Source organism: Gilliamella sp. wkB195 (assembly GCF_001690445.1).
Taxonomy (GTDB): domain Bacteria; phylum Pseudomonadota; class Gammaproteobacteria; order Enterobacterales; family Orbaceae; genus Gilliamella; species Gilliamella apicola_E.
Genome location: NZ_LZGP01000003.1, coordinates 1 through 6982, shown reverse-complemented (window position 1 = coordinate 6982; position 6982 = coordinate 1). Strand labels below are relative to the sequence as shown.

General features: G+C 32.5%; 9 protein-coding genes. 8 read left to right on the top strand and 1 reads right to left on the bottom strand.

Annotation, left to right across the window (positions count from 1 at the left end):
• Positions 1–377 precede the first annotated feature (377 nt).
• The 6 genes from A9G08_RS00785 (at position 378) to pmrB (ending at position 5174) form a co-directional block, all read left to right on the top strand.
• Positions 378–1205: an ABC transporter substrate-binding protein gene (locus A9G08_RS00785; protein WP_065561860.1), complete on the top strand. Its 828-nt coding sequence runs from the start codon at positions 378–380 to the stop codon at positions 1203–1205.
• Between the two features lie 3 nt (positions 1206–1208).
• Complete coding sequence (locus A9G08_RS00780; RefSeq protein ID WP_065561859.1) at positions 1209–1928, top strand: amino acid ABC transporter permease; 720 nt, start codon at positions 1209–1211, stop codon at positions 1926–1928.
• Between the two features lie 6 nt (positions 1929–1934).
• A complete protein-coding gene (locus tag A9G08_RS00775) occupies positions 1935–2627 on the top strand; it encodes an amino acid ABC transporter permease (protein WP_065561858.1) in 693 nt (230 codons plus the stop codon).
• A gap of 105 nt (positions 2628–2732) precedes the next feature.
• Positions 2733–3257, top strand: a complete 525-nt coding sequence (locus tag A9G08_RS00770; protein WP_176701500.1) for a phosphatase PAP2 family protein — start codon at positions 2733–2735, stop codon at positions 3255–3257.
• Positions 3258–3380: 123 nt separating this feature from the next.
• Positions 3381–4043: a two-component system response regulator PmrA gene (gene pmrA / locus A9G08_RS00765; protein ID WP_065561856.1), complete on the top strand. Its 663-nt coding sequence runs from the start codon at positions 3381–3383 to the stop codon at positions 4041–4043.
• 33 nt (positions 4044–4076) lie between these two features.
• Positions 4077–5174 carry a two-component system sensor histidine kinase PmrB gene (gene pmrB, locus A9G08_RS00760; RefSeq protein ID WP_065561855.1) on the top strand — a complete coding sequence of 366 codons (1098 nt, stop codon included), beginning with the start codon at positions 4077–4079 and terminating at the stop codon, positions 5172–5174.
• Here pmrB and A9G08_RS00755 read toward each other — a convergent pair.
• Complete coding sequence (locus tag A9G08_RS00755) at positions 5146–5766, bottom strand: YrbL family protein (protein WP_065561854.1); 621 nt, start codon at positions 5764–5766, stop codon at positions 5146–5148. The genes pmrB and A9G08_RS00755 overlap by 29 nt on opposite strands.
• Positions 5767–6041: 275 nt before the next feature.
• Between A9G08_RS00755 and rplM the strand changes: the two genes are divergently transcribed.
• Entirely contained in the window at positions 6042–6470 is a 429-nt protein-coding gene (rplM, locus tag A9G08_RS00750) for a 50S ribosomal protein L13 (protein ID WP_034901369.1), read from the top strand.
• An 11-nt stretch (positions 6471–6481) separates the two neighbouring features.
• On the top strand, positions 6482–6874 hold the full coding sequence (rpsI, locus tag A9G08_RS00745; protein WP_065561853.1) for a 30S ribosomal protein S9: 393 nt from the start codon (positions 6482–6484) through the stop codon (positions 6872–6874).
• Positions 6875–6982: the final 108 nt, after the last annotated feature.

Genomic DNA, 6982 nt, shown 5'->3' with positions numbered 1-6982 from the left:
CCTATTTATTTTTTTGAATATCAAATCCATTAGTGGTGAGTGTAAAGAGAGAGCTTTTATCAATTCAGATGATTTTTAGCTTACTATCTATTTTACACGTATATCCCTTTTATTATTCTTCGACTGGTACCTTTCTACAATCCAGCTGGCACAAAAGTGCAAAGACACTCAGCTTAATTTTATGATGTGTACAGGTATTAAATGCTAAAACACGTGTTATTTTATTGCTAATATTACAATTCTATACTCTTTATAAATTATAGGTTATTTTAAATATAACTTTAAGTTATAAGCACCTAAATAATTGTTATTTATTACTCCGAATATTTTATTGATAGACTTAACCCCTATACAAAGTCCAATGGAGGATAATAACAATGAAATTTTTAACTAAATCACTGACGGTGGTTGCCTTAATCAGCTCAATATTCGTTGCGAGTTCAGCCTACGCCGATCGCTTAGATGATATAGAAAAACGCGGACAGATCAAAATAGCGGTATTTGACAGTAATCCTCCGTTTGGATTTATTGATGAAAAAACTAATAAAATTGCTGGGCTTGATGTTGATTATGCTAATGAAATTGCTAAAGCATTGAATGTAAAAGTCGAACTTGTTCCAACTAATCCAGCCAACCGTATTCCTTTGCTAACCTCACAAAAAGCAGATCTGATTGTAGCAAACTTTACGGTGACTGATGAACGAGCTAAAACAGTCGATTTTAGTTTGCCTTATTTTGCTACTGGTCAGAAGTTTGTGGCTAAAAAAGGATTCCTAAAAACAGCAGAAGATCTTAAAAATCTTCGTATAGGTGCCGATAAAGGTACAGTGATGGAAATTACTCTACGTGAGAAGTACCCAACTGCTAAAGTAATCTCATATGATGATACACCTTTTGCTTTTGCAGCATTACGCAATGGTGTTGTACAAGCTATTACTCAAGATGACGCAAAGTTAATAGGTTTACTTGCTAATGTTCCAGAAGAACAACGAGCTGCTTTTGAAATATCTCCATTTAGTATAACTCAAGAATATCAAGCTGTAGGTATTCCAAAAGGGGAAACCCGCTTGAAAGAAAAAGTTGACCAAATATTATTAAAGCTTGAAAATGATGGTGAAGCGTTAACTATCTATAACCGTTGGTTTGGACCTGATACAAATTCAGCCATGCCTCGTGGTGATTTCAAAATAGGTAAAGGTCAATAAATAATGTATGAGCAATTACTGGAACCCCGTTATTTATGGTGGTTGTGGGATGGTTTTTTAGTCACTATCGCTATTTCAGTTTTAACTATCATTCTCTCTACAATATTTGGTTTTTTGCTAGTTATTGCTCAACAAAGTCATATCAAAATTATCAAAGGCGTTGTAATTAGTTATAACGCTATTTTTCGTTATTCTCCATTGTTACCGCAGCTTTTTTTCTGGTATTTTGGTATAGGTAATTTGTTACCTGTAGAATTTAAAATGTGGCTATTTGATGAACCGCAAATCCAGCTGTTTTTTTTCTCTGTAAAAATGCCTTCTTTTGAATTTATTATTGGTTTAATTGGATTAACATGTTACTCCAGCGCTTTTATTGCTGAAGAATTTCGAGCAGGAATTTTGGGAATAAGCAATGGTCAAGAACAAGCATCATTAGCTTTAGGTCTTACACGTTGGCAAAGTATGCGGTTTATTATTTTACCTCAAAGCATTCGTATCGCATTTCCTCCGTTAATTGGTCAATATATGAATATCATCAAAAATTCCTCTTTAACAATGGCTATTGGGGTGTTGGAACTATCTTATGTTTCACGTCAAGTTGAAACCGAATCGCTGAAAACATTTCAGGATTTTGCGATAGCAACATTTTTATATATTTTAGCCATTGTTATTGTTGGGACACTAGGCAATATTTATCAATCAAAGCGATTAAACAGGGTCTAATTTTTTATGGATTTTAAAGGTTTTGAAGTAATTTGGAATAATTTAGATTACCTAATGTGGGGTAATTTCCCAGGCGGTATTGTGTTGACTCTTTTGATGAGCTTAGCTGCTATTATCTTTTCGTCTATTTTAGGTATTTTCGCTGGTATTGGTCTCACTGTTTGCAAAGGATTTTTACGTCAACTTTTAGTTGTCGTATTAGGATTTTTAAGAGCGATTCCCGTTATTATGCTGATATTTTGGACTTATTTTTTGTTGCCAGTGCTATTGAATGTTGATGTGCCAGCTATTACAACAGTTATTTTTGCTTTATCTTTAATTGGTGGCGCATATATTGGTCATTCCGTATATGCGGGAATGGTAGCTATTGCTAAAGAACAGTGGCAAGCGGCTTTTTCGTTAGGTTTAAATAAAAGACAAGTCATCATTTTTGTTATTCTTCCTCAAGCATTAAAAATGATGCTGCCTTCATTTGTTAATCAATGGGTATCATTAATTAAAGATACGTCTTTAGCTTATATAGTGGGTGTTGCAGAATTTACATTCATTGCTACCCAAATTAATAATCGTAGTATGGTTTATCCTACTGAAATATTTTTATTTGTGATTGTTGTTTATTTTATTATTTGTGCTGCACTTGATTTTACCGTCTCTTTATTGCCGAAATACCATTTGATTACTCGAAAAAATAAACGATAAATATCATTTATTAAATGTTCAAAATCCTTTTTAAGGTTCTTTTAAGCTTTATTGATTAAATTACAACTAAATATTGTTTTTATAGGTCGTTGTATGTTGCTTGATATGAACACTCATCTTTTTTTATTAATTAATGCTCAAGAACAAGCCTCCAAATTATTTATTCTTTTTGCCATATTTTGTGCAAATTATTTAATCTTTGTTCCTATAGTCATATTGGGAATATGTTTTTTATTCAAACCTGTTTATAGACAATTAATCATAAAAATTGCTTTAGGTTTGGCTGTAGCCTTATTTGTAACCTTTGTTATTCGACATCTATTTTATTCTCCACGACCATTTGTTCTTAATATTGGTACGAACTATTTGAATCACGATAAAACGAGTTCTCTTCCTAGTCAGCACGCTGTTTTTATTTGGACTATTTGCTTTTCACTTTATCTAAATTATAAAAAGCAATTTAAAGCATTAACTTATTTATGTACGATTGTTGCATTACTTGTTTGTTGGAGTCGAATCTACTTAGGTGTTCATTGGCCACTGGATATTCTGGTGGGTATGTTGTTAAGTTTTATCTCTGTTTATTTAGTCAAAAAGATATGGTTTATACGCTCAAAAAGTTTTAAATAATTATTCGCTAAATTATAACAATCAAAATGAACTTAAATTTTTTAAAGCATTGGTTAATAAATAGTAAAGCGTATAATAGTTGTAAATGTTATATTTCTCAAATCAAAATCAGGTAACACTATAATGAAAATTCTTATAGTAGAAGATGATAGTTTATTACAAAAAGGTTTATATGACGCGATAACGTCTAATGGCTATGTTTGTGAAGTCGCATCTAATGGCAAGCAAGCTGAGGATCTTATTGAGTTTGCACAGTTTAGTTTAATTATTCTTGATTTAGGTTTGCCTGATTGTGATGGCTTAGAGTTACTCACCCGATGGCGAAAAAAAAATATCGATATTCCTGTACTAATTTTAACCGCTCGCGATACTATCGAAGATAGAGTTGGAGGTTTAGATCTTGGTGCAGATGATTATTTAATAAAACCCTTCGCCTTAACCGAATTGCTAGCCAGAATAAGAGCGTTAATTCGTCGAAATCAAGGAACTGCCGATAATATTGTTAACTATGGTCCAATTTCAATAGATATTAAACTTCAAAAAGCTACTTTAAATAATCAAGAAGTGATATTGACGCCAAAAGAATTTATTTTACTATCTAGATTGATGTTGAAAGCCGGTGAAAAAGTGCATCGAAGTTTATTACAAAATGATCTATATGATTGGCAGAGTGATCCAAGTTCAAATGTGCTTGAAGTTTATATTCACGCCTTAAGGAATAAATTAGGAAAAGATTTAATTAAGACTGTGCGTGGGTATGGCTATCAACTCAATATTAATAATTAGTTATTATTTTAAAATTAATTGAATGGCAAATTTATGATTGAACAGTCTTTGAATAATATTCGACACAGTATCCGTTGGAATCTATTTTTTACTTTGGGTGCAATAATGTTAATTTGCCAAATTATTACGGTATTTTGGTTATGGCATGAGAGTAAAGAGCAAATTGATGTTTTAGTTAACTTAACGTTAAGTCAAAATAAAATAGATGAAGTGGTTGAACATGAAGAATTAGAAGCAATTTTTGCATTATTTTGCTCAGCATTTTCCATGATGGTTGTAACTTTATTTTTGGCCTATAAGGCGATTAAATGGATTACTAAACCCCTTGAGATACTTGAAAAAGATTTAAATAAAAGAACTGAAGATAATCTTAAGCCAATAAAACCAATCAGTAATATGCGTGAAATTAAGTCAATTACTACGGTATTAAATAATTTATTTGAAAGGCTAAATAATACATTATCTCAAGAACGTTTATTTACAGCAGATGTAGCTCACGAGATGAGAACACCTTTAGCAGGTATTCGATTACATCTAGAACTATTAGAAAGTAAAGATAAAATAGATTGCCATGAGTTAATTGAACGAATAGATCGTTTAGTAAATACCGTAGAACAACTATTAATGCTTGCTCGAGCAAGTCAAAAATTTACTCTAGGCCAGTATCAAAAAATTAATTTTCTAGATGATATTCAAATTCCCCTTTTTGATGAATTGACAGAGTTAACAGTACAAAAACAACAAAGTATTGATTGGGAAATTACGGGTAATAATATAATTTTTAATGGTGATGCGACTTTGATTCGTTTACTGATTCGTAATTTGGTTGAAAACAGTTATCGGTATAGTCCAAATGAAAGTAAAATTACTATTAGTTTTTATAAAGATGCTGAAGAAATTGTGATAGCCGTTAAAGATGAAGGGAGCGGTATTGATGAGTCAAAAACAGAAAAGTTAACCCAAGCTTTTTTCAGAATGGATCGTAAACATGATGGAATAGGGCTCGGTTTGAGTATTGTTAATCGTATTACTAAATTACATCATGGCCAATTTACACTAAGAAATCGGCAAGACCAAAAGGGTACGATTGCCGAAGTCAGACTTAATGATTCATATCATCAATTAACTTAGTGATTAATGAATTATGCTTATTTTCTCGAATTAGTGATAATAAAAATCGTTGCCATGTGCGTTCAATTTTGGCTTTTGCAAAAAAGCCTACATAGTTAGCGATAGGAATAAATGTCGAATTACCAATGTTATCAATAATAATTAAGCGATTTTCCTCTGGTGACAAATGCTGAAATAAAATATTTTTACTCTTGATTGTCATAGTAATGATTCTATCTTTCAGCAAGGCTGTTTTTAATGCTTTGAGTGATACAACTAACGCATCATAATTTTGATTAGTTGCTTGTTCGTCGAACAGATAATTTTCTAATGGAATAGAAATTTTTCCATCATAGTCACGAATAAGTTCAAAAACATGACCTTGACCAAAATTAGTCATTACAGGACCATAATATTTTGCTAGCACATCCCATGAGATATTGCGATTTATAAGGTGCTTATAATAGGCAATTTCACGGTTTGTTTCCTCTTCTGCTCCTTCATTATAATTGACTTTGATACATTTATTAGGATCATCGGGGTGATGATAGCATTTTCGGTGTAAACCTTTACTTATATAATCTTTTTCAGCAAGTTGAATTAAGTTTTCCATCAATTTTTATCGTGTTATTTAATATTAGTTAAAAGTGTAGCAGTTACTGTTTTTTCTCGCTACGCTTTTTTTATCATAAATCCTAGCGCTTTTTTAATATTTCTGTATAATATTGCCACCCACGTTACAACAGTGTTTTTCCCAACGCTGTTTTCGGTTGTCAGTATTAGTATAACGACTCGAAGGGGTTAGTTAGTTAATAGTTGCAATCAAAAAGTGTAAATAAATCAAATGATTTATTAACGTGAGATTAATTAAAATTTGGATAAATACAAATGAGTACTTTTTCAGCTAAACCAGAAACAGTTAAACGCGACTGGTATGTTGTAGATGCAGCAGGTAAAACGTTAGGTCGTTTAGCTACTGAAATCGCAAGCCGTTTGCGTGGTAAACACAAAGCAGAATATACACCACATGTTGATACAGGTGACTATATTATCGTTATCAATGCAGAAAAAGTTGCTGTAACAGGCAAAAAACGCACTGATAAAATCTATTATCGTCATACTGGTTACATCGGTGGACTTAAAGAAGCGACTTTTAAAGAAATGATTGAACGTCATCCTGAACAAGTCATCGAAATTGCTGTAAAAGGCATGTTACCGAAAGGTCCTCTTGGTCGTGCAATGTACCGTAAACTAAAAGTTTATGCTGGTAGTGAGCACAATCATGCGGCACAACAACCGCAAGTATTAGATATTTAAGGGGATAGAAGATGGCTGATAATCAATATTACGGTACAGGTCGCCGCAAAAGTTCTGCTGCTCGTGTGTTTATTAAACCAGGTAGTGGAAATATCATTATTAACAAACGTTCATTAGAGCAATACTTTGGTCGTGATACTGCTCGTATGGTTGTTATGCAACCTTTAGAGTTAGTTGAAATGACTGACAAACTTGATCTTTACATCACAGTTAAAGGTGGTGGTATTTCAGGTCAAGCGGGTGCGATTCGTCACGGTATTACTCGTGCATTAATGGAATATGATGAAACTTTACGCTCTTCATTACGTCAAGCGGGCTTTGTTACTCGTGATGCACGTCAAGTTGAACGTAAAAAAGTGGGTCTACGCAAAGCACGTCGTCGTCCACAATTCAGCAAACGTTAATTGCAACGTTACAAATTTGTTTCGAAACCCAGCCTATGCTGGGTTTTTTTTATCGCTATATAATTCTAAACTAACTGCAATAATATTTATTCTATTTTTATTAAATTA